Annotated in this window: 19 protein-coding genes and 2 pseudogenes; 10 read left to right on the top strand and 11 right to left on the bottom strand. The window is 69.6% G+C overall.

Going from position 1 to position 25,342, the window contains the following annotated elements:
* Positions 1–3: 3 nt before the first annotated feature.
* Positions 4–1,107, bottom strand: coding sequence for a protein kinase family protein (locus AOK23_RS07515; RefSeq protein ID WP_206336141.1), 1,104 nt, complete (start codon positions 1,105–1,107; stop codon positions 4–6).
* A 116-nt stretch (positions 1,108–1,223) separates the two neighbouring features.
* Between AOK23_RS07515 and AOK23_RS07510 the strand changes: the two genes are divergently transcribed.
* The 3 genes from AOK23_RS07510 to AOK23_RS07500 all read left to right on the top strand — a co-directional run bounded on the left by AOK23_RS07510 (position 1,224) and on the right by AOK23_RS07500 (position 3,826).
* Positions 1,224–1,988 carry an alpha/beta fold hydrolase gene (locus tag AOK23_RS07510; RefSeq protein ID WP_055711965.1) on the top strand — a complete coding sequence of 255 codons (765 nt, stop codon included), beginning with the start codon at positions 1,224–1,226 and terminating at the stop codon, positions 1,986–1,988.
* 163 nt (positions 1,989–2,151) lie between these two features.
* The gene (locus AOK23_RS07505; protein WP_157877965.1) at positions 2,152–2,754 is read left to right on the top strand and encodes a ribosome-inactivating family protein; all 603 of its coding nucleotides are present in this window, start codon (positions 2,152–2,154) and stop codon (positions 2,752–2,754) included.
* 106 nt (positions 2,755–2,860) lie between these two features.
* Entirely contained in the window at positions 2,861–3,826 is a 966-nt protein-coding gene (locus AOK23_RS07500; RefSeq protein WP_055711963.1) for a YihY/virulence factor BrkB family protein, read from the top strand.
* A 157-nt stretch (positions 3,827–3,983) separates the two neighbouring features.
* On the opposite strand, the gene AOK23_RS07495 is transcribed toward AOK23_RS07500, so the two are convergent.
* Positions 3,984–4,523 (bottom strand): hypothetical protein, encoded by a 540-nt coding sequence (locus AOK23_RS07495; RefSeq protein WP_055711962.1) that lies wholly within the window; start codon positions 4,521–4,523, stop codon positions 3,984–3,986.
* Between the two features lie 328 nt (positions 4,524–4,851).
* Between AOK23_RS07495 and AOK23_RS07490 the strand changes: the two are divergent.
* Positions 4,852–5,136 (top strand): annotated as a pseudogene (locus AOK23_RS07490) (helix-turn-helix transcriptional regulator); the annotation flags it as partial.
* 102 nt (positions 5,137–5,238) lie between these two features.
* Here the strand turns inward: AOK23_RS07490 and AOK23_RS07485 are convergent.
* From AOK23_RS07485 to AOK23_RS07470, 4 genes and pseudogenes are all read right to left on the bottom strand, one after another.
* Positions 5,239–5,763 carry a DinB family protein gene (locus tag AOK23_RS07485; protein WP_055711961.1) on the bottom strand — a complete coding sequence of 175 codons (525 nt, stop codon included), beginning with the start codon at positions 5,761–5,763 and terminating at the stop codon, positions 5,239–5,241.
* 29 nt (positions 5,764–5,792) lie between these two features.
* Positions 5,793–6,272 carry an alpha/beta fold hydrolase gene (locus tag AOK23_RS07480; protein WP_055711960.1) on the bottom strand — a complete coding sequence of 160 codons (480 nt, stop codon included), beginning with the start codon at positions 6,270–6,272 and terminating at the stop codon, positions 5,793–5,795.
* A gap of 218 nt (positions 6,273–6,490) precedes the next feature.
* A pseudogene (locus tag AOK23_RS07475) lies at positions 6,491–6,736 on the bottom strand (RICIN domain-containing protein); the annotation flags it as partial.
* A gap of 101 nt (positions 6,737–6,837) precedes the next feature.
* Positions 6,838–9,144 carry a beta-L-arabinofuranosidase domain-containing protein gene (locus tag AOK23_RS07470; protein WP_055711958.1) on the bottom strand — a complete coding sequence of 769 codons (2,307 nt, stop codon included), beginning with the start codon at positions 9,142–9,144 and terminating at the stop codon, positions 6,838–6,840.
* Positions 9,145–9,602: 458 nt separating this feature from the next.
* Between AOK23_RS07470 and AOK23_RS07465 the strand changes: the two genes are divergently transcribed.
* Entirely contained in the window at positions 9,603–10,961 is a 1,359-nt protein-coding gene (locus AOK23_RS07465) for a glycoside hydrolase family 43 protein (protein WP_055711957.1), read from the top strand.
* Between the two features lie 136 nt (positions 10,962–11,097).
* The gene (locus AOK23_RS07460; RefSeq protein WP_055711956.1) at positions 11,098–13,365 is read left to right on the top strand and encodes a glycoside hydrolase family 97 catalytic domain-containing protein; all 2,268 of its coding nucleotides are present in this window, start codon (positions 11,098–11,100) and stop codon (positions 13,363–13,365) included.
* 404 nt (positions 13,366–13,769) lie between these two features.
* Here the strand turns inward: AOK23_RS07460 and bla are convergent, their stop codons facing one another.
* Both bla and AOK23_RS07450 read right to left on the bottom strand, forming a co-directional pair.
* Positions 13,770–14,636: a class A beta-lactamase gene (gene bla / locus AOK23_RS07455; RefSeq protein WP_063791298.1), complete on the bottom strand. Its 867-nt coding sequence runs from the start codon at positions 14,634–14,636 to the stop codon at positions 13,770–13,772.
* Between the two features lie 160 nt (positions 14,637–14,796).
* Complete coding sequence (locus AOK23_RS07450; protein ID WP_055711954.1) at positions 14,797–15,093, bottom strand: hypothetical protein; 297 nt, start codon at positions 15,091–15,093, stop codon at positions 14,797–14,799.
* Positions 15,094–15,447: 354 nt separating this feature from the next.
* Between AOK23_RS07450 and AOK23_RS07445 the strand changes: the two genes are divergently transcribed.
* Both AOK23_RS07445 and AOK23_RS07440 read left to right on the top strand, forming a co-directional pair.
* Positions 15,448–15,879, top strand: coding sequence for a tautomerase family protein (locus AOK23_RS07445; protein ID WP_055711953.1), 432 nt, complete (start codon positions 15,448–15,450; stop codon positions 15,877–15,879).
* Between the two features lie 979 nt (positions 15,880–16,858).
* Complete coding sequence (locus AOK23_RS07440) at positions 16,859–18,289, top strand: endo-1,4-beta-xylanase (protein ID WP_055711952.1); 1,431 nt, start codon at positions 16,859–16,861, stop codon at positions 18,287–18,289.
* A 243-nt stretch (positions 18,290–18,532) separates the two neighbouring features.
* On the opposite strand, the gene AOK23_RS07435 is transcribed toward AOK23_RS07440, so the two are convergent.
* Genes AOK23_RS07435 through AOK23_RS07425 form a run of 3 tightly spaced genes read right to left on the bottom strand, consistent with a single transcriptional unit; the run spans position 18,533 to position 20,920 of the window.
* Positions 18,533–19,750, bottom strand: a complete 1,218-nt coding sequence (locus AOK23_RS07435; protein ID WP_079049352.1) for a sensor histidine kinase — start codon at positions 19,748–19,750, stop codon at positions 18,533–18,535.
* Positions 19,747–20,427, bottom strand: a complete 681-nt coding sequence (gene cseB / locus AOK23_RS07430) for a two-component system response regulator CseB (RefSeq protein ID WP_055711950.1) — start codon at positions 20,425–20,427, stop codon at positions 19,747–19,749. The genes AOK23_RS07435 and cseB overlap by 4 nt, the downstream gene beginning before the upstream one ends.
* Before the next feature lie 37 nt (positions 20,428–20,464).
* Positions 20,465–20,920, bottom strand: a complete 456-nt coding sequence (locus tag AOK23_RS07425) for a hypothetical protein (RefSeq protein ID WP_157877964.1) — start codon at positions 20,918–20,920, stop codon at positions 20,465–20,467.
* A 321-nt stretch (positions 20,921–21,241) separates the two neighbouring features.
* Here AOK23_RS07425 and AOK23_RS07420 point away from each other — a divergent pair, with 321 nt between their 5' ends.
* Both AOK23_RS07420 and AOK23_RS07415 read left to right on the top strand, forming a co-directional pair.
* A complete protein-coding gene (locus tag AOK23_RS07420) occupies positions 21,242–24,598 on the top strand; it encodes a S8 family peptidase (RefSeq protein ID WP_055711948.1) in 3,357 nt (1,118 codons plus the stop codon).
* A 271-nt stretch (positions 24,599–24,869) separates the two neighbouring features.
* Positions 24,870–25,328 carry an SMI1/KNR4 family protein gene (locus AOK23_RS07415; RefSeq protein WP_157877963.1) on the top strand — a complete coding sequence of 153 codons (459 nt, stop codon included), beginning with the start codon at positions 24,870–24,872 and terminating at the stop codon, positions 25,326–25,328.
* Positions 25,329–25,342: the final 14 nt, after the last annotated feature.

The following is a 25,342-nucleotide window of genomic DNA, read 5'->3' as shown; positions in this document are numbered from 1 at the left end:
GTTTCACTCACCTGACCCCGACGAGCCGACGAGCGCCCGCTCAACCTCAGCCGCAGGAAAGGGAGTTCGCATGCTCCCGGTCAACAGGCGGTGATGGAAATCGTCCAGGACGAGTGCGTGCGGAGCATGACGGTCGAGGACCGCACCGATGTCGGCCGGGACGGCGGCGGGGCGACGGCCCTGCACCCATGCCCGCAGGAAGGCCGTGTGGTCGCTGCCTCCCCGCACATCGTCCGGCAGGTGGTGGCGCAGCAGGTGGGTCGGCGCGTAGGAGCGGTCGTACACGAGGTGAGCCGCGAGGAACTCACGCTCCTCGGGCGAGAGTTCGAAGTCGCGGCTCGACGCGAGTCCGAAGTCGGCGAAGTACACCTGTCGGCCGTCGGTGAGCAGATTGCGGAAGTGCGCGTCGAAGTGGACCATCCCGCGCGCGCTCATGAACTCCGTCCCCCGCCGCACGGCGTTCTCGACCCAGCGGTAGGGCGACTCGCCTCCCGGCCCCGGCAGTGCGGCGCCCCGCGGATCGCCGAGCCACTCGGCGAGCGTCTGGGGCACATGCTCCAGGAAGAGCATCAGACTGAACGTGCACCTTCCGATGGCCTCCAGCCGACGGCGCACGGCCGGCGGACCCTCCCAGTGCGCCACGGCCCCCTCGACCCCGCCGAACGCGTCGACGAAGCCGACGGGGGGACCGTCCGGCAGAACCCGCCAGTGATACAGCAGCGGGAAACCCCCGTACGCGTTCGTCAGGGCCCAGCCCGTCGTCATGAGGTGCGCGGCCAGCTCACGCCAGGCGCCGAAACCCGCCGACCCCAGCCCGTACTGGTAGAAGAGCGGAAGCTCGAACACGTTCGCGGTCGACCTCACGTGCTCCGGCAGTAATTCGATGTCCGTCAGCGGGACCAGCTTGACGAAGACTCGTCTCCCCTCGACCTCCATCTCCGCCGACCTGCCGCCGATTCCGGACCCGAGACTCGGCGCGGCGGCCACCGCGTCCCGCAGCCGACGGTCGCTGAACAGGGACAGCCGCGTTCCCACGGCCGCGTACGCGGACACGCGCGCGGCGTGCGCTGGGTCGGTCACGTCCACCGGTGACTCCCTCCCCGACATCGAGACCTGCGCGGCCGATCATGCCAGGGCGCCGCGTGCGCCGCGCCGCCGCGAAGGGGGCCGAGGCGCCTCTGGTCAGCCATGACTTGTCGGTGCCGTCTCCTACCATCCGCACCATGCGCGAGTTCTTCATGGTGGGTGGGCGGAAGCTGTCGTATCTGGACTTCGAGGGTCCGGGAGCGCCGCTTCTCGCCCTGCACGGGCATTACAACGAAGCCTCGGCGTTCGCGCCCCTGGCCGCGGCACTGACGCCACGGTGGAGAGTGATCGCCCTCGATCAACGCGGGCACGGAGACTCCGACCGTGCCCGCACCTACGAGCGGGACGAGTACGTGGCCGACCTGGCCGCCTTCCACCGGCAGCTGGCAGTCGGACCCGTGGCGGTGCTCGGTCACTCCCTCGGAGGAGTGAACGCCTACCAGTTCGCGGCCCGGCACCCGGACAAGGTGAGCGCGCTGATCGTCGAGGACATCGGTGCGGTCGTCGACTGCGACTGGTCGTTCACCACCCGTCTTCCCGACGTCATGCCGTCCAGGGAAGCGCTGGTGGACGCTCTGGGCACGGCGGCCCCCTATCTGGAGTGTTCCTTCCGGCGGACGGAGCGGGGCTGGGGGTTCTCCTTCGACACCGCCGACACCGTGGCCTCCCAGAAGGCCCTCAACGGCGACCACTGGGAGGACTGGACGGCGGTGTCCTGCCCCACGCTGCTGATCCGTGGAACGCGCAGCGACGAACTGGCGGCCGAGCACGCCGCCGACATGGCAGCCCGCCGCGCCGGCGGAGTCCGTCTCGCCGAGCTGCCCGCCGGTCACGTCGTCCACCACGACGCGCCCGTGCGGTTCGCCGACGAGGTCACCGCCTTTCTCGGCGCGTCCCACTGACCGCGGCGTCTGCGCCGAGGACCCGGGAGAGTGTGCGCTGTCGGGTCAGGGCCGGGGCGCCCGCAGTCCATTCCGGCGGGGCGCCCGGACGTAGCGTCGGGGAGACCCGCCCCGCCAGGGGCTCACCTTCCGCGTCGCCGGTGTGCGCCGGTACGGCACCTACGTGGGTGCCCTGTACTTCTGGACCAACGACCTGTACCTGGCGGGCTTCTACCAGGCGGGCCCGGGCGGCGGCCACTACGCCTTCAACGAGTCCCGCCGCGCCAGGTTCAACGAGCTGCTGCGCGTCAACTCCACAGCACTCCCGTGGAACGGCAGTTACACCGACTTCTCCGACGGGGCGGGCGACCAGGGCAGCCGCCGGAACCTCCAGATCAACGGTCCCCGACTCGACAACGCCCTTCAGCAGTTGGGCAGGGCCAGTACGCATCTGCTGACCCAGAACGGCAGGTCGGTCCTGAGCCACGCGCTCGTCATGATCATCCAGGCCACGTCCGAAGCCGCTCGCTTCGGCCGCGTCTTCGACAACATCAGGACCAACATCAGGTCCCACGGAACCGGCGGCGCCCAGATGGGCGAGGAGAACGTCGACCTGCAGCAGAACTGGGGAACCATCTCCAACTGGACCTACCGGGTGCTCCAGAACCCCGGAGTACGGCCGCTCCAGATAGGCGCCGGCGCGTTCCTGCGCACCTTCGCCACAATGCAGCAGCTGATCGCCTACGTCTTCCACATGGAGCTGGCGAGCGGATCACGCCCCCGCTGACCCGGCACGGGGACCGCGGCGCCCCTCCGGTTGTACGGTTTCTCCCGGCGGCAAGATCACGTCTTCTCGTCCGGCCGTGACAACGAGACAGGAGGAGCCGTTCGCGATGGGGACCGTCGTGCACGTCCCGCAGACCCGGGACATGATCGGGGAGGAGCTGTCCGGGGACGAGGCGCTCACCGCGCTGCGTCACTACGGAGGCCGTCGGCTCCTCCTCGACGCCTTCGCCCGCTTCCGCTACGCCGACGGGTTCACCAACGCCCGCTCGCTCGCCTTCCAAGTGGTCCTCGGCCTGGTGCCGTTCACCATCGCGCTGGTCGGCGTGGCCACCACGGTGCACACCGAGAGCGTCGGGCGGATCATCGAACTCACCCTGGGCCGGATCGTCCCGGGCGCCAGCGCGAAGCTCGTCGAGGACGCCCTCGACGCCACCGCCCGCAGCGCCGGCTCCGGCGTGTGGAACGCCGTCGCCATGTGGCTGGGCCTCGCCTTCGCGGTGCTCAACCTCGCCTCGGCGATGGGGCAGGTGGAACGAGGCGCCAACCGCATCTACGGCATCGAACGGGACCGCCCGTTCCTCTCCAAGTACGGGCGGGCCCTGCTGCTCGCCCTCGCGGCGGGCATGCCGATGGTCCTCGGCTTCCTCGTCCTCGTCGCCGGGGAAGCCGTGGGGAACGCGGTGGTGGAGGCCCTCGGCTGGTCCGAGGACTGGCTCGATCGGTGGCGGCCCCTCGAAGTGCCGCTGGGCGTGGCACTCGCCTGGGTCGCGTCGGCGGTGATCTTCCGCTGGGCCCCGCGCAGGGACCAGCCGGGCTACACCTGGCTCGCGTTCGGCTCGGCGGTCCACCTGGTCCTGTGGGTCACGGCCACCTGGCTGCTGGCGCTGTATGTCGCCGAGAGCGGTTCGTTCGGCGCCGTGTACGGGCCGCTGACGGCGTTCGTCGCCCTGCTGCTGTGGGCCAACGTGACGGGCGTGGCACTGTTCCTGGGCATCGCGTTCGCCGCGCAACTCGAAGCGGCCCGGGCCGGCATCACCGAGGCCGTGCACCCGGACCCGGGCCCGGGTCCGTGACCCACGGGGCCCGTTCCGCGCGGATCATCGTCGGGAGAGCCGACGGCGCGGGCCGCGCTCACCGACCCGCTGTCGTACGGGAAGGCGTCGCGACGACGCCTTCCCGCACGGTGCGGTCAGACCTGCGGACCGGCGGGGCCGGGAGGGCGGCGGTTGCTCAGTTCCAGGGGTTGGCGGGCTGGTCGTTGATGGTGGCCCAGAAGCGCGTGTTCGCGGGCAGGTACCCGTGCGCCCAGAACGACCAGCCGCCGCTCGACTCCAGGTTGCTGCCGTAGCGGCCGTCGTGGAACTCGGCCATGCGCCAACCGGTGCCGTAGTACTGGACGCAGAGGTTGTTGGCGACGGAGAGGCTCGTCAGTGTCTTGCCCTGGACCGGAGGTGTGGCGGCGACGGTGCCGCGAGCCCAGCCCGCGTAGAAGTCCGGGGTGATGCCGGCGGGCACGCCACTGCCGGTGACGCGCAGACACAGCACGGGCAGCGTGGCGGTGGCCGGGGTGTCGCCGTAGTACGGGTCGGTCGCGGAGTCCGCCCCCACTCGGACGGTGCCGTTCCCGGTGCCCTGGGCGAGCACGGTCCAGGTCATCCCGGACGGGATGGCGGACGGAGCGGCTTGGGCGGGGGTTGCCGCTGTGGGTAACAGCGCGAGCGAGGCGGCGGCCGAGAGGCCGATGATGCCCTGGCGGAGCAACTTCCTCATGGTACTCCTCGTGGCAGGCTCGACGAATGTGTGTGCTGGTCGGTGGTGCTGGATCCCGGGCCGGAGCCCGAACCAGCATCCGACACGCACACGAGTCCGTCACGAATCCTCCACATCCATGGCGGCATGCAGTCGCAGATCGGCTCAAACAGCTCCTGTCACCCACGAGTAACGTCAACTGCCCTTCACGGCAGGTGAGTTCGCGAGCACATCACCGTCGAGGAAACGATGACGCGGCCCGGATACCCGGGCTCACTGGGCCGGCGGGTCCGGAGCGGGGCGCCAGGGGCGGCACGGCACGAGGAAGCAGCCGGCCGCGGCCAGCGCGAGGCCGAGCGCCAGGACCCGGCGCGCCGCCGACCACGCCCACCGACTCGGCTACACCGTCAAGACCCTCACGCGAGCCTGCGCGGCCGCCACCGGGCAGTCCGTGAAACGCGTCATCGACGGCCGTGTCGCACTGGAGGCCAGGCGTCTGCTCGCCCACACCGACGAACCGGTGGCGACCATCGCCCGCCGCCTCGGCTTCCCCGAACCCACCTACTTCGGCACGTTCTTCCCCCGCCTCACCGACGCGACCCCCGGCGCCTTCCGGCAGACGCATCAGGGGTGAGCGGGGAAGGCGGCTGACGGATCAGGCACTGTTGCGTGCGCTGGAGGACGACGGCGATCCGAGCCCGTCCTCGCGCTGTACTCGGGGCCGGGCGAGCGCGTCTCACGCCCCGGTGGTTCCGTCGATCTGCTCGCGGATGAGATCGGCATGGCCGTTGTGCCGTGCGTACTCCTCGATCATGTGCACCAGGATCCAGCGCAGGGAGACACTCGGACCGCCGACGTGACCCGCTGCCTGTTCGGGCAGACGGCCGGAGTCGTCCATCGACGCGTCGGCCATCAGCCCACGGCCTCGGGCGATCTCCGCCTGCCAGGCGTCCGTCGCCTCGTCGAGTCCACGGTCCGGCTGGAGCGCGAAGCCGTCTACATTGTCCGCCCCGAAGACAGGCGGTACGTCCTGACCTGCGAATATACGCTGGAACCAGGTGCGTTCCACCTCGGCCATGTGCTGTACGAGTCCCAGCAGCGTCATCGACGAGGGTGACGCCGGAAGCCGTAACTGCTCATCCTTGAGGCCCGCACACTTCAGGGCGAGAGTGGCACGGTGAAAGTCCAACCACGCCTCCAGCGTGGTGCGCTCGTCGGCGAGCGGGGGCGGTATGGGCCGTCCGTCGGGTGTCGTATGCATCGACCCACCCTTGCAGCAACGGCCATGTCTCACAGCCGTCTTCGCCGACGACGAACACGCGATTCGCCCACGCCGGGGAACAGGACGCCGTGCGACGGGCGCGCCGCTGTGCCTGCCCGGTCCGGTCGGCGCAGGAAGTCCAGCAGCGCCTTCGTCAGGGGCTCCGGCGCCTCCTCCGCCAGGAAGTGGGCCGGAGCCGAGCAACGACCAGTCCGGTGACATCGGTGGCGACCTTGCGCATGTCCTCCGTCGGGGGCCGTGCCGGTGCTGTACTCGCCGCCGATGGCCAGGACCGGAGCGGTCAGTGGCCCGCCCTCCGTGCACCAGCGCTGGAACTGCTCGGCGGTTTCGTCGAGTCGGCGGGGGATCTCGAAGTGCGCGTGCCGGGTGGCCGGGTCGGGCAGCGCGTCGACGTACACGTCCACGGCGTCCTGCGGGATGGCGTCGGGCCGGGCGGCCTTGGACGTGAACTGGTGGCCGAAGTAGGTCTCCTCACGGCCGGCGACCACCGGCTTCCCGGCCCGCGGAGCGGAAGTCGCCCCGCGGGCCGGGAAGCACGGTCATGAGCTGGTGATGGTGTGTGCGTGTGGACGTGCGGGTCAGCGCTGCAGCGTGAGAACGCCCGGCCGGTACGGCCACTTCTCGTAGGGGGTGCCGGCAGGTGTGGAGCGCCGACCCTGGTAAAGGAACTGCAGGTTGCAGGGGTCGATGGTCATGGTCTGGTCGGGGTGAGCTGGTTGTTGTCGGTCAGCGTCCACTGCTGGTTGGTCCCGCTCCAGCAGTCCCGGATCTGCAGGTTCGTGCCATCGGTCTGACTCGCGCCGGGCACATCCAGACACCGGCCGGAACCGGCGCCACGCAGGGCGCCGCTGGTGGCCGCCGGGGCCGGGTTGGCGACGAGGGTCGCCGCCGGAGCGACCAGGGCCGCGAGCACCACAGACAGATGTCTGCGGCTGAAACCACGTCTGCGCAGGGGGCCTCATTTCTCCGACGTTCGCCATATCGAACGATGGTCGACGTGCCGAGCGGAAGGAAGGGCGGAGAGCGAGGAAGAACTGCTGCCGCCGGCGGACCCTAGTTCCGTACGATGCGCCACCGGTTGTCGGCGGTGCCGTCGTCCGAGTCCTGGACAGCGAACGCACCGACAGCGGTGGAGTTGCCCGCGATGGCGAGCAGCTTGCCGCTGTTCGCGTTGCGGATCTTGTACGTCCCGTCGCCTTGGTCGAGCAGCGTCCACCTGTGGTCGGCGGTGCCGTTGTCCGACCACTGCAGGACGGTCGCGCCGTCGGCCGTGGACATGTTCAGGACGCCCAGCACCTTGCCGCTGTTGGCGTTGCGGAAGCGGAACCCGTCCCCGTCGGTGATCATGTACCAGTCGTGGTCGGCGGTGCCGTTGTCCGACCACTGCAGAGCGCGGCCGCCGTCGGCCGTGGACATGTTCTGGATGCCCAGCAGGAGACCGCTGGCCGCGTTGACGAGACGGAAGGTACTGCCGGCGTTCCAGTAGACGGTGTAGTTGTGGCCGTGCGCGTCGTGGAACGGGCCCAGGTTGACGGTGGAGCCGTTGGCGGTGGCGGTGAAGGCGAGTGAACTGCTGCTGGTCCGTGTGATGGACGACGTGTTCAGTGTCGGCAGGGAACTGAGCGTGGAGTCACCGTAGTTGCCGGACAGGACCACGGGGCCGTAGGTGATGGCGGAGACGTTCGCGTTGTCGTTGGCCGCTCGCATGACGATCCGCATGGGCAGGCGGACGGTGACCGTGTCGCCGGAGGTCCAGGAGCGGCTCAGGGTGGCGTAGCTGCCGGGATCGGTGGTGATGTTCTGCTTGACACCGTTGACGCTGACGGTGGCCCCGGTGGTCCAGCTCGGGATGCGGATGCGCATCGCCCAGGTCCCGCCGACGTCGCCGGTGACCTGCAGGTTCGTGGTGTCACTGGTCGGGTACGACGTGGTCTGGGTGACTGTGATGCCGCGCTGCGACCAGGTGAGCACCGAGGGCACGAACATGTTCACGATGAGCGTGGTGTCCGTGCGGAAGTAGATGGAGTCCATCAGCCTGGTGTGCATCTCCAGGCCCGTGCCCTGACAGCACCAGAAGGTGCCGTAGTCGGTGCTCCAGGTGCCCCCGCCCCACGCCGGGCCCACACCGCGTCGGCCTCCCGGCTTGAGCGGGGTGAAGTAGGTGACGTGACCGTGGTCGTCGGCCGGGTTCTGCTGGCCGATCATCTGGTTCAGCCATGCCCGCTCGTAGTAGTCGAACAGCGCGGCCCGGTTCGGGTCCAGGGCGAACAACTCACGGGTGAGGGTGAGCATGTTGAAGGTGTTGCAGCTTTCGCACGTGTCGTTGTTCAGGTAGCCGGCGATGGCGTTCGGGGCGCGGAAGTGCTCCGCCTGGCTGTTGCCGCCGATCGCATAGGTGTGCGCGTTGACGGTGAGGTTCCAGGCGTTGGTGGCGATGTCCCGGTAACGGGTCGTACCGGTGGCCTTGTACTCCCTCGCCGCCCCGATCCACTTGGGTACCTGGGTGTTGGCGTGCAGTCCGTTGAGCTTGTCCTGGTTGGCCGCCAGCGGGTCGAACACCGCGGCGTGGTCGAACCGCTGGGCGACGGTGAGCCACCGCGCGTCGCCTGTCTGCTGGTAGAGATCGGTCAGCACGGTGTTCATGCCGCCGAACTCGGTCTGGAGCATGGCCTGCATCTGCGTACCGGTCAGCCGGCCGGTACGCAGATCGACCCATCCTGCCAGGGCGAGCAGCACGTCACGGGCCTGTGTGCTGCCGATGAGGCGCCATACGTCCAGCAGGCCCGCGAGGGTCTTGTGGATGGTGTAGTACGGCACGTTGCCGTTGGTCAGGGTCCGCTGCTCGAGAGCGGTGAAGTCGGACTCGGGATAGCCGGACAGGTACCCGGCGTTGAAGCCGGCGGCGCTGTTGTTGGCCTGGCACTTGGCCAGCTCCGCGACCATGTACGTGGCCTTGTCCCGGCAGGTGGTGTCCCCGGTCACGGCGTACAGCTGAGCCCACGCCGTGAGGAAGTGGCCCTGGACGTGGGTGCGGAAGGGGAAGTTCGGGGCGTCCCAACCGCCGGTGGCGGCCGCGCCGTTGGTGGACAGCTTGTGGTTGGCGCGGAAGTTGTACAGCAGCCGGTCCACATCGACGAACCGCAGGTAGTTCCGCGTACGGTCCTGGTTGTCCAGCCAGCGGCTCGCGGTCAGCCGGACCTGGCCGAGCTCGAACGGGTGGGCGGAGACCCCGATGTCGGCCCTCGCGGGAGGGACGACCGCCTGGGCGGAGGATGCGCCGACGAGGGACCCGGTGGCAGAGGCGACGACGGTGGCCCCGGCCGCTTGCAGGAGGCGCCGTCTACTGAGGGAGAAAGACATCTTTCACCGTTTCCGTGACCAGAGCGACTCTGGTGGTGGGGTGGATTGGGTTCATATGTCCGGCGGTCCTGGGCGGCACGTCACGGGCTTGCGCGCTGCCGCTGAGGCGCCGAACGTCCATACGGTTGCGATCGCTTCGGCCCTCCCCGCTGACACATGGGATGGATTAAGGGATACGAACGTTGCCCCTGTCTAGCCTTGCGACACATGTTTCTTCATCACGGCCGAATCGGCTCCTACCAGGCCCCACTTGGCCCCGTCGGACATTGGATGTGTCGGGAGGCAGGGCGAGGAGGCCGATGTAAACGGAACCGAACCCGTCGGAAACATTGACGCACTCGTGGCGGAAATCTATCTTCTGCACGAGCTGTCGCACAGTGTTCGTAATTCCGAACAAATCGGCATTCCCGTCACGGCGGTGATCGCTCAGGCGGCGCAGGTACAGCCCGGAGGAAAAGTTGAGAAGAAGCAAGAGAACGCTGCTCGCCCTGTTGGGCCCGCTGCTGCTGGTCCTGCTGGGCGTCCCCGCCCTCCAGGGCACCGCCGCCGCGGCCGCCCCACCGGCCGGGCAGGCCACGCGGTACACGATGACCGCGTTCACCAACTCCAGTGAGTCGAACATGTACGTCTACGACTCGCCGGACGCCACCGGCTTCACCCTCCGCAAGGGCCCGGCGTACACCCCGCCGTCCGGGCTGATCCGTGACCCCAGCATCTTCAAGCACACCGACGGCTTCTACTACATCACCTACACCACCAACTGGACCGGGAACACGATCGGTTTCGCCCGCAGCACCGACCGCGTGAACTGGACGTTCCTGTACAACTACACGATCCCGATCAGCGGGCTCACCCGCACCTGGGCACCCGAGTGGTTCGTCGACAGCGACGGCAGCGTGAACGTCATCATGTCGCTGACGTCGGCGAGCACCGCCACCCACTTCACCGCCTACAAGATCACGGCGACCAACTCCGCGCTGACCACCTGGTCGGCGCCCACCCAACTGTCCGGCATCGGCCCGAACTACATCGACACCTTCATCGTCAAGGTCGGCTCCACGTACCACGCGTTCACCAAGAACGAGACGACGAAGTACATCGAGTACGCCACCGCCTCCAGCCTCACCGGCCCCTACACCTTCCGGAAGACCGGCAACTGGGCGGGCTTCGGTGACTGGGTCGAGGGCCCGGCCCTGGTCCCGCTCGACAACGGCGGCTGGCGCATCTACTACGACGGCTACAGGGCCGGCAAGTACTGGTACAGCGACAGCTACGACAACTTCGCCACCTGGTCGACCCCGACCGAGCTGCCCGGCCTCACCGGCTTCGCCCGTCACCTCACCGTGCTGAAGGAAACCGTCTCCGGCGGTGTGACCCTGCCGACCAACACCACCCGGTCACTGCAGTCCGTCAACTATCCCGGCCGCTACGCCGTGGTCCGCTCCGACAGCCTCGGCTACATCGACCCGGTGTCCGCGTCCAGCACCACCGCCGTCAAGCAGAGCGCCACCCTCACCGTCGTGCCCGGCCTCGCCGACGCCAACTGCTACTCCTTCCGCGACTCCTCCGGCCGCTACATGCGCCACTGGGACTTCCGCATCCGCTTCGACACCAGCAACAACACGGCCGTCTTCAACAAGGACGCCACCTACTGCGCCCGCCCGGGCACCGTCGCCGGCTCCGTCCGCCTGGAGTCGTACAACTACCCCGGCCGCTACCTCCGCCACTACAACTACGAACTCCGCGTGGAGACCTACCAGGACACCGACACCTTCCGCGCCGACAGTTCCTTCAAGGCGGTCAACCCCTGGGCCTGATCGATTCCCTGCCTCGCCCGGTGGCCTGCAGCGCGTAGCCCTGCGGGCCACCGGCATGGCCAGGCGAACTCCCTCCCGACCCCGGCTTCCGGCTTGAGCGCGCGCCGGACCACCCTCCAATCATCAGGAAGGCCGGATGAAACTCCCCCGAAGAAGCGGTACCCGAGTCGCCGGTACGGCCACCGCCGTCCTCGCCGTCCTCGGCACGGTGACCGCGGTACCCGCATCCGCCGCCACACCGGGGAGCTGGACCTCGGTCCAGCCCGGTGTCGCACAGACCGGCTGTGACGGCGTACGCGCCACCGTCGCGCTGGACGCGAACGGCGCCCTCTCGCTCGGCGCGACCTGGAACTGCCGCCAGGCCCTGACACCTGCTCCGATCGGGCTGGTGACCAGCCAGGTCGACTTCACCACCGGACTGGACTTCGTCAGCCGCACGGATGCGCCCGTCACCTACACCTACGAGGTCCAAGCGGGGAAGTCACGCGTCCGGACGCGGTCCGCGACCGAGACGAGACTGGTGTTCGCGAAGGGATCCGCCCGGATGACCGTGCACGTCCGCACCTCCGCGGACGGCATGGCGCTGCGCTACGAGCTGCCGTCGGGCGCGACGGTGCTGCGCGAGGCGACCTCGTTCGATCTGCCGGCCGATGCCCAGCTGTCCCGGCAGGAGTTCAGCGCCGATCACGAGCGGGGTTATGTGACCTCTCCGGTCGCCGACGTGGCGACGGGCTCCTACGACATGGGGATGTTCGCCCAGCAGACCAACGGCGCGCGGGTGCTGCTCGCCGAGTCCGGTGTGGACGGCGACTACTCGGGTGGCCGGTTCACCCACACCCAGGGCACCGACCGGTTCACCGTCGCGCTGGCCGACGCGCAGATCGTGCGGTCCGGCGCGTTCGCCACAGCCTGGCGCACCGCCGCCATCGGCAGCACGGCGACGGTCGTGGAGTCCACGCTGGTCGACGACGTGGCGCCCGCGTCGAAGGTCTCCGACACCTCGTGGATCAAGCCGGGTATCGCCGCATGGCCATGGCTGGACGGCATGGTCGCCACCCAGCGCGACCTGACCAAGCTCAAGCAGTGGGCCGACTACGCCTCCTCACAGGGCTGGCCCTATCTCCTGGTGGACGACGGGTGGAAGGCCAACCAGGCGATCATCCCCGAGCTCGTGACCTACGCCCGGGAGCGCGGCGTGCGGATCATGCTCTGGTACCACTGGCAGGACCTGGACACCGCCGCCGAGCGGGACACCGAGTTCACCAAGATCACCGGGTGGGGTGTCGTCGGCGTCAAGATGGACTTCATGGGTTCCGAGGCCCGGGCCCGTCAGCAGTGGTACGACGCGGCCCTGGCCGACACCGCCCGCTACAAACTGATGGTCGATCTGCACGGCTCGCGCCTGTCCGTCGGCGTCCACCGCACCTGGCCGCACGTGCTGACCAACGAGGCCGTCCGGGGCGAGGAATACCCCGGTGGCCGAAACATCGGGCACGTGGCCGCCCTACCGTTCACGCGTGGTGTCCTCGGCCCGGCCGACTACTCTCCGATGAGCTTCCAGCAGGGCAACCCGAACAGTGACGGAGCCGAACTCGCCCTCGGTGTCCTCCTGGACAGCGGCATCATGCTGCCCGGCGGCCGTATCTCGGACTACCAGGCCCGTCCCGAGGCACAGCGGTGGCTGCGCATGCTGCCGACCGTGTGGGACGAGACGAAGTACGTCTCGGGCGACCCGCTCACCGGAGGGGTCATCGCGCGCCGCAGCGGCGACCGGTGGTTCGTCGGCGCGCTCAGGCGCGGCGGCGCCACCACCATCAGCTACCCGACCACGTTCCTCGGCTCCGGTACCTGGCACGCGGAGATCACCACCGACGGCCCCGACGGCCTGACTCGCACCAGCAAGGTCATCCAGGCCGGTGACACACTGAGCGTCCCGGCGGTCGCCAACGGCGGCCATGCGGTCAGGCTGACCAAGGTCGCGGCCCTCCCGACCGGGAACCGCACGGTGACCATCGCCGGCAGCAGCCACGTACTCGACGTGAAGAGCGCGAGCCTCGCGAACGACGCCGCGGTCATCCGCTGGTCCAGCACCGGCGGCGCCAACCAGCGCTTCGCGTTCGTGCCCCTCGGCGACGGATACACGCGGATCGTCAACCAGGCCAGTGGCAGGGACGTCGTCGTCCGGTACGCGTCGCGCGACGCGGGCGCGAAGGCCATCCAGTACACCTACGAAGCCAACGCGAACACCAACGACGAATGGCTGGCCGAAGACGCGGGCAACGGCCGTGTCCGGCTCCTCAACCGCCACAGCGGTCTCTACCTCACCTCGGGCGACGCCCAGGGCGACCAGTTGGAGCAACGCCCGTTCGACGGCGGCGACCACCAGATGTTCACCGTCTCCTGAGAACCGTCTGTGCGCCCGGCCCTGACGCTCGTGTCAGGGCCGGGCGCCTTTCGACGGAGACGTGCGGGAGGGGTGCTAGGGGGTGTTTCGAAAGTCCTGTGCGGTGCCCGCGGTGTCCGGTGCGTGCTCTCGGCGTGCCGGACGAAAGCTCTCGTACTGGACGTACTTGGGCTTTCGGCCGGTGCGGCGAGAGTGGGTGCCGGGCGCCGTGGGTGCTGTGCGGGACTTTCGAAACACCCCCTAGTGCTGTGACCGGAAAGGTTCACCGGCTCGCGACGCCCGGCACGGCACCTCGCGGCGTTGTCGCATGACCCGAGTACATCCAGTACGCGGGTCATGCTCCGCCTTGCGAGGCACCGCACCGGACGCCGCGAGCTTTCCGGCAAACCTTTCCGGTCACAGCACTAGCGCAGGGCGCCGGCCAAGAGGTGCGCGGTGTCCGCGATCAGCTTGTTCTCCGTCGTGGCGTCCTGGTCGAACTTGCGGGACATGAGGGAGAGGACCAGTGGGGTGCCGTCCTCGGTCCAGGCGATACCCACGTTGTTGTTGGTGCCGTAGGAACCACCACCCGTCTTGTCCGCGACGGCCCACGAGGACGGCAGCCCCGCGCGCAGGCGGGTGCTGCTGGTCTGGTTGTGCAGCAGCCAGTGCGTGAGCAGCGCGCGGTCGGGCCGGCTGAGCGCGTCACCGAGGACGAGCCGGGCGTAGGTGCGGCCGATCGCGCGCGGGCTGGTGGTGTCGGTGATCCGCCACGGCTCGGCCGAGTTCAGCTCCGTCTCCCACCGGTCCAGCCGGGTCACCGGGTCACCGAGGGAACGGGCGAAACGGGTGATCGCCGTGGGGCCGCCCAGTTCGCGCAGGAGCAGATTGCCCGCGGTGTTGTCACTGTGGCGGATCGTGGCGTCGCACAGCTCGGCGATCGTCATGCCCGTGGCCAGGTGCTCCCTTGTCACGTCCGAGTTCTCGAGGAGGTCGGCCGCGGTGTAGTGGATCCGACGGGCCAGCACCTCGCCGTCGCGGTCCAGGTCGCGCAGCACCGCCGCGGCAGCGAGCGTCTTGAACAGCGAACAGATCGGAAACAGCGTGTCGGCACGGTGCCGGATCGTTTCCCCGGTACGGACGTTGTGGGCGTAGACCCCCAGCCGGGCCCCGTACTGCTCCTCCAGCGCGCGAAGACCGCCGGTGACACCGTCGGAGGCGCGGGCGGGCGCGGTCGTGAGCAGGGCTGTCGCGGTGGCCGTACCGGCCACAAGCAGCGTGCGCCGGCTCATCGCAGAGGCAAGAGGGCCGTTCGTCCGTAACATCGTTCACTCCTTCATCAACATGCGTCAGCAGTCCCGTCAGTGATCGACGCAGCGCCTCGCGCCCTGGTTGCATCCGACAGCAGCCACTGACGCCGCGGCTGACCTGCCGTGGTCGGGCTGATGATGGTCAGGGCGTGTCGCCGGAGTAGTAGAAGCGGCAGCTCACACCCGGGCCCGGTGTTCGGGGTTCGCCGCGGCGGGGGTCGTACAGGGCGCGGCCGCCGGGCCACCGCCCAAGTTCGGTGGACAGAGCCACGCCGTCGTCGACTTCTTCGGTTCGCCACCCGTGGATGTCCAGCAGCAGACCGTCCAGCGGTCCGCCGACCAGTTCGGCGTAGGTCCGGTGTGGGAGCGGGCCGGGGTGGGGGTCGTCGTGCTCCGCGCCGTAGACCCGGCCGTTCAGCAGCTGCTCGTCGCCGTTCATCCGACCAAGCCTTGCAGCCACCACTGACAACGCGGGTTCGTCCAGGGCCGCCTTGGGCTTGCCCCTAGCCGTCTGCGCGGCGGCCTGCTCCTCCGCCTCCTTGCGCATGCGCTCGTCTGCTTCGGCCTGCGCTCGAGCCGCGACGGCGCGGCGCTGGAGGCCTCGAAAAGGTGGTGATCGAACGACGTGGCGAACCGGCTACGATGCGTTCGCGCGAGGAAGGGGCGGATCTCAGGACCGAGGTCCCCCGGGTGTCTCTCACGTCACCGTCGCGTCGACCCGGTCATGAACGACCGTCGTAGATCTTGCCGTGCAGCGCTGGGTGGTGTGCACGGCCGACAAGGAGAACGCGGCATGTCGATGATCCGGCTCACGGCCCCGGCACACTCCCTCACCGAGGAGGGCCGCAAGTCCGTCCAGCGCGATCTGGCCGCTGCCCTACTGCGCTGGGAGGGGGCGCCCGACGCGTCGTTCTTCCGAGCCCAGTTGTGGAGCTACCTCGTCGAACTGCCCGAAGGGGCGCAGACCACCGCCGAGGATGACGCGTCCCGTTTCCTCGTCGACGTCACGGTTCCCCAGGGAGTGCTCTCCGCGGAGGGCACCGCCGGCTTGGTGGCGGAAGCCACCAGGATCGTCCTGTCGGCGGCCGGGCTCGCCCAGGCGGACGCACCGCGGGTATGGGTGCTGGTGCACGAGCAGCCCGACGGGACCTGGGGGGCGGGCGGACAGGTCGTCCGCCGTGCCGACCTCGCGGCCGTCGCCCAGAAGCAGCGCGACGAGGCGTGACACGACCTGCGGCGGGCTCGCCTGCCGCAGGCAGCGAAGGCTCTCACCGAACGAGACACGGGCCCCGCAACAGCCCCCACGTCAAGCCTCAGCGCCTTCACGAGCCGGTGAGACATCGGTGGGCCTCCTTTCGCGGTGCGGGGTGAGCTGAGGATCGCGGAGCGGGCCGTACCGGGGGACGGACAGTCTCGAAACTTTCGAAGGTTTCCCAGAATCTTTGACGCCACAACCTAGGAATGCGGAGCCTTGCGGTCAAGGGCTCTGGCTGATCTGTCTACAAAGTGGCCCCCTCCTTGAGCTTGGCGAGCTGGGACTCCGGCTGGCGTCAGGCCTGCAGTCGCAACACGAATTCCCGGCCCAGGGAATGTGAAGGACGGCAGCTGGGAGGCGGCACCAGAGGCGTCCGCGCGCCTGTTCCGGGTCCGGCCCGAGGCCCATGGCGTTCGCCGGCCGGTGGCGATGAGGGCTCGCTTGAGCCGCCCTACGGGTTTCCGAATGTTTCGAAGCGAAAGCTGAAACTTTTTGTGTGGCGAGTATTGACGATTCATCGTCAATCCCTCAATCATCCCTGTCGGGAAGCCGACCAGAGACCGTGCTCTCGACCGCGTCGGCTAACCGTGCTGCACGGCGGATCCACGCACGCCTGCACAACAGATCCGCGCACCGATGCTCCTGCGCCACCCCGTTTCGTTCCGGAGAGGTTCGCACCAGCGCATCCTGGCTCTTCGCCCAGTCGGAGAGATACGCGACGCCGCGTGACGGTCCCCCGGCTGAGCCGCTATGGAGTGCCCCCATGCCTGTGTCGAAACAGCGCTGCCGTCCGCGCCGGATGAGATCGTCCCGGTCCCCGTGACCGAGGTGCGCGGTGATTCCGCGCCGCCCCGGTCCCGACCCGACCCACCCGTCTGACGAGCGGGAGCGGACGACACCTTCCCCCGCGCTTCAGCCATTCCGTGATCTCTACCTTGGAGGCACAGTCATGGGCTTGTACGCCCTTCCAGGACCAGTTGTCCGCCGCAAGATCCGCGGCCTGCTGCTGGCGCTGTTCGTCGGCGTGCTCGGTGCGGCCGCCGCGCTGGTCGCGCCGCCGGCCGCGCACGCCGCCGAGAGCACGCTCGGCGCCGCTGCGGCGCAGAGCGGCCGCTACTTCGGTACCGCCATCGCCTCGGGCAGGCTGGGCGACTCCGCGTACACGACGATCGCGAACCGTGAGTTCAACTCGGTGACGGCCGAGAACGAGATGAAGATCGACGCGACCGAGCCGCAGCGGGGTCAGTTCAACTTCTCCGCCGCCGACCGCGTCTTCAACTGGGCGGTGCAGAACGGCAAGCAGGTGCGAGGCCACACCCTGGCCTGGCACTCCCAGCAGCCCGGCTGGATGCAGAGCCTCAGCGGCAGCAACCTGCGCCAGGCGATGATCGGACACATCAACGGCGTGATGGCGCACTACAAGGGCAGGATCGCCCAGTGGGACGTCGTGAACGAGGCCTTCGCCGACGGCAATTCGGGGGCCCGGCGCGACTCCAACCTGCAGCGCACCGGCAACGACTGGATCGAGGTCGCCTTCCGCACCGCGCGCGCCGCGGACCCGGCCGCCAAGCTCTGCTACAACGACTACAACGTCGAGAACTGGACCTGGGCCAAGACCCAGGCGATGTACGCCATGGTCCGGGACTTCAAGCAGCGTGGCGTGCCGATCGACTGCGTGGGCTTCCAGTCGCACTTCAACAACGACAGCCCGTACAACAGCAACTTCCGCACCACCCTGCAGAACTTCGCCGCTCTCGGCGTCGACGTGGCCATCACCGAACTCGACATCCAGGGCGCCTCGGGCACGACCTACGCCAACGTGGTCAACGACTGCCTGGCCGTCCCGCGCTGCCTCGGCATCACCGTCTGGGGTGTGCGCGACTCCGACTCCTGGCGACCGGAGCACTCGCCGCTGCTGTTCAACCGCGACGGAAGCAAGAAGCCCGCCTACACCTCCGTCCTCAACGCACTGAACGGCGGTACCTCCACGCCGCCTTCGGATGCCAAACCGATCAAGGGCGTCGGTTCGGGCCGCTGCCTCGACGTGCCCGGCAGCGGTACCGCCGACGGCACCCAGCTCCAGCTGTGGGACTGCCACAGCGGCACCAACCAGCAGTGGACGTACACCGCGGCCGGCGAGCTGAGGGTCTACGGCAACAAGTGTCTGGACGCGGCCGGGACCGGCAACGGCACCAAGGTCCAGATCTACGGTTGCTGGGGCGGAGACAACCAGAAGTGGCGCCTCAACTCCGACGGAACCATCGTCGGCGTCCAGTCCGGCCTCTGCCTCGACACCGCCGCGGGCGGCACCGCCAACGGCACCCTGATCCAGATCTCCACCTGCTCGAACGGCGGCAGCCAGCGCTGGACCCGCACCTGACGGAGTCCGCCACCGAGGAACGGGGAAGCCGATGACGGCCTACGGCTCGGCTTCCGTCGTCCCTCAGTGACGACACCGCCGGGTGGTCCGGGGTCGCCGTCGTGCCGGCGGCGACCCTCGCCCTGGGCGTGCTCGGCGCGGCCTGGACGTATAGCGGACGCGGCCCGGACGTAGATCGGAGAGGGTGGCGCCTTCGCCGCGCCGTCGGGCCTCGACCCGTCTGGCGGCGGTCCGTCCGGCGGGTCAGCCCGTCGGCAGGCGCAGTTCAGTCTCCGCGCCCCCCTCCGGGTGGTTGCGGAAGGTCAGGCGGGCACCGAGCAGGCGGGCCTGGCCGGTGGCGATGGTCAGGCCGAGGCCGGTGCCGCCGGTCCGGGAGCCCGTGCGGAAACGCTGGGGGCCGGAGGTGTGCAGTACCGCGAGCAGGTCGGCCGGGAAACCTGGTCCGTGGTCGCGGACCCGGACCACGGGGCCGTCGACCTCCAGCTCCATGGGCGGGGCGCCGTGGCGCAGGGCGTTGGTGGCGAGGTTGGTCAGGATCCGCTCGACCCGGCGCGGGTCGGTGGTCACGACCGTGTCCGCCACGATCCGCACGCGTACGTCGTCGAGCCCGGCGGTCGCGCGCCGGGCCATCGCGCTCACCTCGCGCTCCTCGGTCTCCACCACCGCCTGGGAGTCCAGGCGGGCGACCTCCAGCACGTCCTCCACCAGCCCGCGCAGCTTCCGCACGCTGCCGGCCACCAGGTCGGACACCCGGCCGGGCGGCAGCAGACCGACCGCGGTCGACATGCCGGCGACCGGCGTGCGCAGTTCGTGCGCGATGTCGGCGGTCACCCGGCGTTCGGCCTCCAGTCGGGCGCCGAGCGCGTCCGCCATGGTGTCGACGGCGGCGGCGAGCCGGGCGATCTCGTCGCCGCCGCGGGGGCGTACGCGGGCGTCGAGGTCGCCGTCGGCGATGCGTTCCGCGGTACGCGCGGCGGCCGTGGCCCGCCGTCCCATCCGCACCCCCAGCAACAGCCCGGCCAGGGATACCAGGACGGTGACGGCCGCGCCCGTGGCGAGCAGCGTCCGGTCGAGTGCGGCAAGGGTCCGCTCCTCGGGGGCGTACGAACGGTGGATCGCGAGCACCTTGCGGCCCGAGATCCGGGTCGCCGCCCACAGCACCGGAGCCCCACCACCCTTGCGGCCCGTTTGCAGATAGGTCACTCGGACGTCGCCGCGTACGGCCCGTGCCACCGGGGCGGGCAGGTCGGGGGGATCGATCCGGGCGTCCGACTCGCGTCCGTCGGCGTGGTCGCCGGCGGCACTGCGCAAGCTCTGGTCCAGTGCGGAGCGGGCGGTGGCCAGTTGGTCGGCGGCGGTGGTCCGGTGCACCAGCACTCCGATCGCCCCCGCCACGCACAGGGCCGCGACGGCGACGGCCAGCGCGACCTTCGCCCCCACGTTCACCGCGGGCCGTCTCATGGGCGCAGCTTGTAGCCGAAGCCGCGCACCGTCTCGATCCGCTCCCGGCCGATCTTGGAGCGCAGGCGCTGTACATGGACGTCCACGACCCGGGTGTCACCGGACCAGGCGTAGTCCCAGACCCGCTCCAGGAGCAGATCACGGGAGAGCACGGTCCCCGGCGCGGCGGTGAACTCGCGCAGCAGCTTCAGCTCGGTCGTGGTGAGTGAGAGCGGCTTCCCGTCGCGGCGTGCGGTCAGGGACGCCGGACAGAACTCCAGGTCGCCGAAGCGCAGACGGGGGCCCTCGTGGGCCGACTGCCGGGCCGGTGCCGCCCGGCGCAGCAGGGAGCGTACGCGGGCCACGAGGACGGGGCCGTCGAAGGGCTTGGTGACGTAGTCGTCGGCGCCCGCCTCCAGGCCCATCACCACGTCCACCGGGTCGTTGCGGGCCGAGATCAGCAGCACGGGCACGCCCGACTCCTCGCGGATCCGGCCGGCCAGGCTCACTCCGTTGAGGCCCGGCAGCATGATGTCGAGGACGGCCACGTCCGGATGGCGTTCCCGGAACAGCGCGAGCCCGGTCAGGCCGTCGGACGCGGTGCGGACGCGGTAGCCGCGCTCCTCCAGCGTGAGCCGCGTGGCCTCCCGGATCAGCTCGTCGTCCTCGACCAGCAGCACATCATGAGCGGCGCGCATCGGATTCCCTCTCCGCCGGTCCTCTCCTGTGTCGTTCTCATGCATCCGGTACGCCCAGGTCCGTGTCGTCGCTGCCTTGCGACCAGAAGGGCGCGGGGGGATGTACGGGGGTCAAGCGCGCGTGGCTGTAGAACGACACGTCGCCGCGCCTGACCGGATCGCTCAGGACGACGTCGACCCGGTAGCTCGGCGGGTCCTCGTTGCCGTCGGGGCAGCCCGACACGCAGGTCTCGTCCGTGGCGACTCCGGTGGCCCGTGCCCGGGACGAGCCCCAGTCCCGCCATGTCAGCCGCCTCAGGGAGAGGCGCATGGTCGGGTCGATCTCCTCGGGGCGCTGCCAGGCCCGGCCGTACCAGTCCGTGATGTAGACCGGCCCCGTCCAGGGGATCGTCGTCATCGCCGGACCCTCGACGTGCACGCCGCCGTCCACGCCGGCGCACCCGGTCAGGCAGGCGGCCAGCACGGCGCACGGCACGCCTCGACGAAGCCGCATCCCCTGCTCCTTCCGCCGGGCCGTCGGGTCGTGTGGAGATCGCTTCCGCAGAAGCCGGAGGCAATGGTACGGCCGGTCGGTCCCGGCCTTCAGGGGTGGTGACGGCGTCGACGACGCACGGCCGTGCCCCGTCCCGGAACTCGGCCACGTCGTGCCACCGTCACCGGAGGACAGCTGCCTGACCTGCGCATGTAACAACGGCCCGGCGATCCGTCATCGACATCGATACGTCGTCGTCGTACTGCCGCCGCACAGCTGTGCGTCCGCCTTCCTACGGTTGCTCCGATCATGGCCACCCGGTACTTCAGCCCTGGGGGAACTTTGCGCAGAAGAGTGAAGACAACATGCGTGTGCACAGCCGCGGCGGCCGTGGCGGCGGTCCTCGCCACAGGACCGCCCGGCACCGCACAGGCCACGCCCGCCCAGGCCACGCCCGCGCGGGCCGGTGGGGCGGGGACCGCCGCCGCGTCCAAGGAAGCCGCGTCAAAGGGCTCCGCCGGCCTGCACCGCCTCACCCTCGTCACCGGCGACCGCGTCCTCGTCGACGCCACGGGCGCTGTCGTCGGCATGGAGCGGGCGAAGGGCCGCGAGCGGGTCCCTGTGCAGATACGGAAGGTCGGCGGCCACACCCTCGTCGTCCCGACGGACGCCGCCCGGCTGATCGCGAACGGCAGCCTCGACCAGCGGCTGTTCGACGTCACCGAGCTGAACAAGCCGGCCGACCGCAGAAACCAGCGGGGCGGTCTGAAGGTCATCGTCGGCTACAAGGAGACCGCACGTTCCATGAGGGCCGCGGTCCGTGGCACGGGCATGGTCCACCGGACCTTCAAGGCCCTGGACATGGACGTCCTCAAGGCGCCCACCACGCGGACGCCCAAGCTGTGGGACACCCTCACCAACGACGGTGCCCTCGCCCCGGGTATCTCCCATGTCTGGCTGGACGGCGTCCGCAAGGCCAGCCTCGACAAGTCGGTGCCGCAGGTCGGCGCGCCCGCGGCCTGGGCCAAGGGATACGACGGCAAGGGCGTCAAGGTCGCCGTCCTGGACAGCGGCCTCGACAGCAGCCACCCCGACCTCAAGGGCCAGGTGCTCGCCACCAAGAACTTCAGCGCCTCCACCACCACCGAGGACCGGCAGGGCCACGGCACGCACGTCGCGTCCACCATCGCCGGAACCGGCGCCGAGTCGGGCGGCAAGTTCAAGGGCGTCGCCCCCGGAGCGAAGCTGATCATCGGCAAGGTCCTCGACGACCAGGGCCAGGGCGACGACGCCGGCATCATCGCGGGCATGGAGTGGGCCGCCGACCAGGGCGCCGACGTCATCAACCTCAGCCTGGGCGGCCGCGACACCCCGGGTGTCGACCCGATGGAGGCCACGGTCAACAGGCTCTCGGAGACCAAGGGTGTCCTCTTCGCCATCGCCGCCGGCAATGAGGGCGAGCAGGGCTTCAAGACCGTCGACTCCCCCGGCAGCGCCGCCGACGCGCTCACCGTCGGCGCTGTCGACGGCCACGACGAGGTCGCGGACTTCTCCAGCATGGGGCCGACCGCCGACGGCGCCCTCAAGCCGGACGTGACCGCGCCCGGCGTGGACATCACCGCGTCCGCCGCCAAGGGCAGCGCCATCGCCAAGGAGGTCGGTGAGAAGCCGCCGGGCTACCTGACGATCTCGGGTACGTCGATGGCGACCCCGCATGTGGCGGGCGCCGCCGCCCTCCTCAAGCAGCAGCATCCCGACTGGACGTTCCGTGAGCTGAAGGCCGCACTCGTGGGCTCCGCCAAGGGTGGCGCCTACACCCCCTACGCGCAGGGTTCGGGCCGCATCCAGGTCGACGAGGCGATCGGCCGGAGCGTGTTCGCCGAGACGACCTCGCTGAGCCTCCCCGTCCAGCGGTGGCCGCACAACGACGACACCCCGGTCACCAGGAAGCTGACGTACCGCAACACCGGCACGAAGGACATCACGCTGACGTTGTCGACCGCGGCCTTCAACCCCCGGGGCGAGGCGGCCCCGCACGGCTTCTTCGCCCTGGGCGCGAAGACCGTCACCGTCCCCGCCGACGGCAGGGCGTCCGTGGACGTCACCGCCGACACCCGGCTGGGCGGCGAGCTCTTCGGCGGCTACTCGGCCTATGTGACGGCCAAGGGCGACGGCCAGGCCGTCCGCTCGGCGCTGGCGGTAGAGCGGGAGGAAGAGGCGTACGACGTCACGCTGAAGTTCGTCGACCGCCCCGGGCAGCACCCGGTCCACCTCACCACCCTGTCGCGAGACGAGCGGAACGGCACGCAGTTCGCGGACATGTCCACCGGCGACACGGTCACGTTCCGCGTCCCCAAGGGCCCGTACATCCTCGACTCGCTCAGCGTGAAGGACCCGAACTCGACCGAGGGCGGCGTCGACTGGCTGGTCCGGCCCGTCCTGAACGTCGACAAGGACCAGACGGTCACGCTCGACCTGAACAGGACCCGGTCGGCCGACATCACCGTGCCGGACAAGAAGGCCAAGCCGCTCCAGGCCATGGTGTTCTACGAGCACAAGGGCACGCAGGTGGCGAACTACGTCGTCATGCCCACCTTCTCCGACATCCGTGTCGCGCACGTCGGCCCCGAGATGCCGTCCCACCTGGCACAGGTCTGGTCCGGGCAGTGGACCAAGGGGAAGGGCGCCGAGTACAACACCCTCGACGGCGGCGAGGTGAAGAGGATCACCGGGACGCACGTCCACCATTACAAGGCGCGCGAGTTCGCCACGGTGAAGGCCGGTCTGGGCGCCTCGACCCCGGGCAAGACCGGGGTGCTCGCTCTGTCCGCCACCCTGCCCCTCATCAACGGCATCCACACCCCGCTGCCCCAGAAGCTGCCCACCACCCGGACGTACTACCTGTCCACGGGCGACGATGCCCAGTGGTACTTCGACTTCCAGCAGTTCTCGGGGAAGAAGGACGCGGACGGCGTGCCGCTCGTGGAGGCCGAGTCCACCACCGCTGACTACCTGAAGCTCACCGGCGGCAGGACCTACCTGAAGTCGTTCGACACGGCGGTGTTCGCGCCGCGGGTGGTCCCCGGCCTGTCCGGTGTCTTCCACGGCCCCGACGGGATCTACGGCCTGCTCCCGCTGTTCGCCGACGGCCAGCGGAACGAGGCGTCGTCCGGTCTGACCTCGGTGCGCACGACGCTGTACCGCAACGGCAAGAAGGTCGCGTCGAACGCCGACCCGCTGACCGGCGGCAAGACGTTCGAGGTCCCGGCCGGCGAGGCCGAGTACACCCTGACGACGTCGGCCGGGCGAAGCGCCCGGGTCCAGGCCGCCTCCACCCGTGTCGACGCGAGCTGGACGTTCCACTCGAAGGCGCCGTCCGGCGCGCTGCCGACGGAACTGCCGGTCTCCACGGTGCGCTTCGCACCGAAGACGGGCCTGGACAGCCGGGTCGAGGCCGGCCGGACCGTCACCTACCCGGTCACCGTCGAGGGCGCGGCCAAGGGCCGGAACCTCAAGTCTCTGTCGGTGTACGTGTCGTACGACGCCGGCAAGACCTGGAAGAAGACCGACGTCAGGAACGGAAGGATCACCGTGAACAACCCGGCGAAGGGCAAGGGGATCTCCCTCCGCGCCGAGATCACCGACAGGAAGGGCAACAGGTCCACGATCTCGATCCACAACGCGTACTACGGCAAGTGAGGCCGAGGATTCACTGAGGCGGGTCGGTCTGCCGGAAGCGCGGTCTCAGGCAGACCGACCCGTCGTGCTCCCCGAAGGCTTTCTGGGCTTCCGGGGTGCAGGAGCTGGTGCGCCAGTTCGGAGGAGCGAAACTGGGAGCACTGGACTCTCGCAGACCTGCCCGAAGGGGCTCCGGAATGGAAGAACCAACGGGGATGACCGCACTGCGGCAGCTGCTGCCTCCGCCTCCCGGCGCGGGCGAGGACATCGACTGGGAGGCGGCCAAGACACGGTGGGAACCGGATTTCCCCGGGACTACATGGACTTCATGGCCGTGTACGGCATCGGCGGGATCGGCTCGCAGGAGGAGATCAGCGAGCTCGGAATCCTCGGGCCGTTTCCCACCGGGGCCTTTGAGCACTCCCCCGACGACTTCGAGGACGAGACGGGGAACGCCCGCCTGACCTGGGAGGAGGAGGGCGCCGACCAGGAGGGTCTCGACCTGGACAGGGAGCACATCCTCGCCTGGGGCTACACGTCCCACGCCGACATCCTGTGCTGGCTGACCAGCGATCCCGCCCCCGACAAGTGGCCCGTCCTGCTCTTCGCCCGCCATGGCGCGCAGACCTGCGAGGTCGTCCCCTGCGGCATGGTCGAGTTCCTACGCAGCCTGCTCGCCGAGGAACTCCCCTCGTACAAGGTGGGGTTCACACCTGAGCCGCGCTTCAAGCACTGGCGCGAAGGGCCCTAGGTGTGTTGTCCCGG

Origin of the sequence: Streptomyces torulosus, assembly GCF_001419765.1 — a bacterium.
GTDB lineage: Bacteria > Actinomycetota > Actinomycetes > Streptomycetales > Streptomycetaceae > Streptomyces > Streptomyces torulosus.
This window is presented reverse-complemented; position numbering and strand designations above follow the sequence as displayed.

What these genes read in the sequence shown, in the direction of transcription:
- AOK23_RS07515 (WP_206336141.1), bottom strand. Translation starts at nt 1,107, where the DNA reads ATGTCGGGGAGGGAGTCACCGGTGGACGTGACCGACCCAGCGCACGCC.
- AOK23_RS07510 (WP_055711965.1), top strand. Translation starts at nt 1,224, where the DNA reads ATGCGCGAGTTCTTCATGGTGGGTGGGCGGAAGCTGTCGTATCTGGAC.
- AOK23_RS07500 (WP_055711963.1), top strand. Translation starts at nt 2,861, where the DNA reads ATGGGGACCGTCGTGCACGTCCCGCAGACCCGGGACATGATCGGGGAG.
- AOK23_RS07495 (WP_055711962.1), bottom strand. Translation starts at nt 4,523, where the DNA reads ATGAGGAAGTTGCTCCGCCAGGGCATCATCGGCCTCTCGGCCGCCGCC.
- AOK23_RS07485 (WP_055711961.1), bottom strand. Translation starts at nt 5,763, where the DNA reads ATGCATACGACACCCGACGGACGGCCCATACCGCCCCCGCTCGCCGAC.
- AOK23_RS07470 (WP_055711958.1), bottom strand. Translation starts at nt 9,144, where the DNA reads ATGTCTTTCTCCCTCAGTAGACGGCGCCTCCTGCAAGCGGCCGGGGCC.
- AOK23_RS07460 (WP_055711956.1), top strand. Translation starts at nt 11,098, where the DNA reads ATGAAACTCCCCCGAAGAAGCGGTACCCGAGTCGCCGGTACGGCCACC.
- bla (WP_063791298.1), bottom strand. Translation starts at nt 14,636, where the DNA reads ATGAGCCGGCGCACGCTGCTTGTGGCCGGTACGGCCACCGCGACAGCC.
- AOK23_RS07450 (WP_055711954.1), bottom strand. Translation starts at nt 15,093, where the DNA reads ATGAACGGCGACGAGCAGCTGCTGAACGGCCGGGTCTACGGCGCGGAG.
- AOK23_RS07445 (WP_055711953.1), top strand. Translation starts at nt 15,448, where the DNA reads ATGTCGATGATCCGGCTCACGGCCCCGGCACACTCCCTCACCGAGGAG.
- AOK23_RS07440 (WP_055711952.1), top strand. Translation starts at nt 16,859, where the DNA reads ATGGGCTTGTACGCCCTTCCAGGACCAGTTGTCCGCCGCAAGATCCGC.
- AOK23_RS07435 (WP_079049352.1), bottom strand. Translation starts at nt 19,750, where the DNA reads ATGAGACGGCCCGCGGTGAACGTGGGGGCGAAGGTCGCGCTGGCCGTC.
- cseB (WP_055711950.1), bottom strand. Translation starts at nt 20,427, where the DNA reads ATGCGCGCCGCTCATGATGTGCTGCTGGTCGAGGACGACGAGCTGATC.
- AOK23_RS07425 (WP_157877964.1), bottom strand. Translation starts at nt 20,920, where the DNA reads ATGCGGCTTCGTCGAGGCGTGCCGTGCGCCGTGCTGGCCGCCTGCCTG.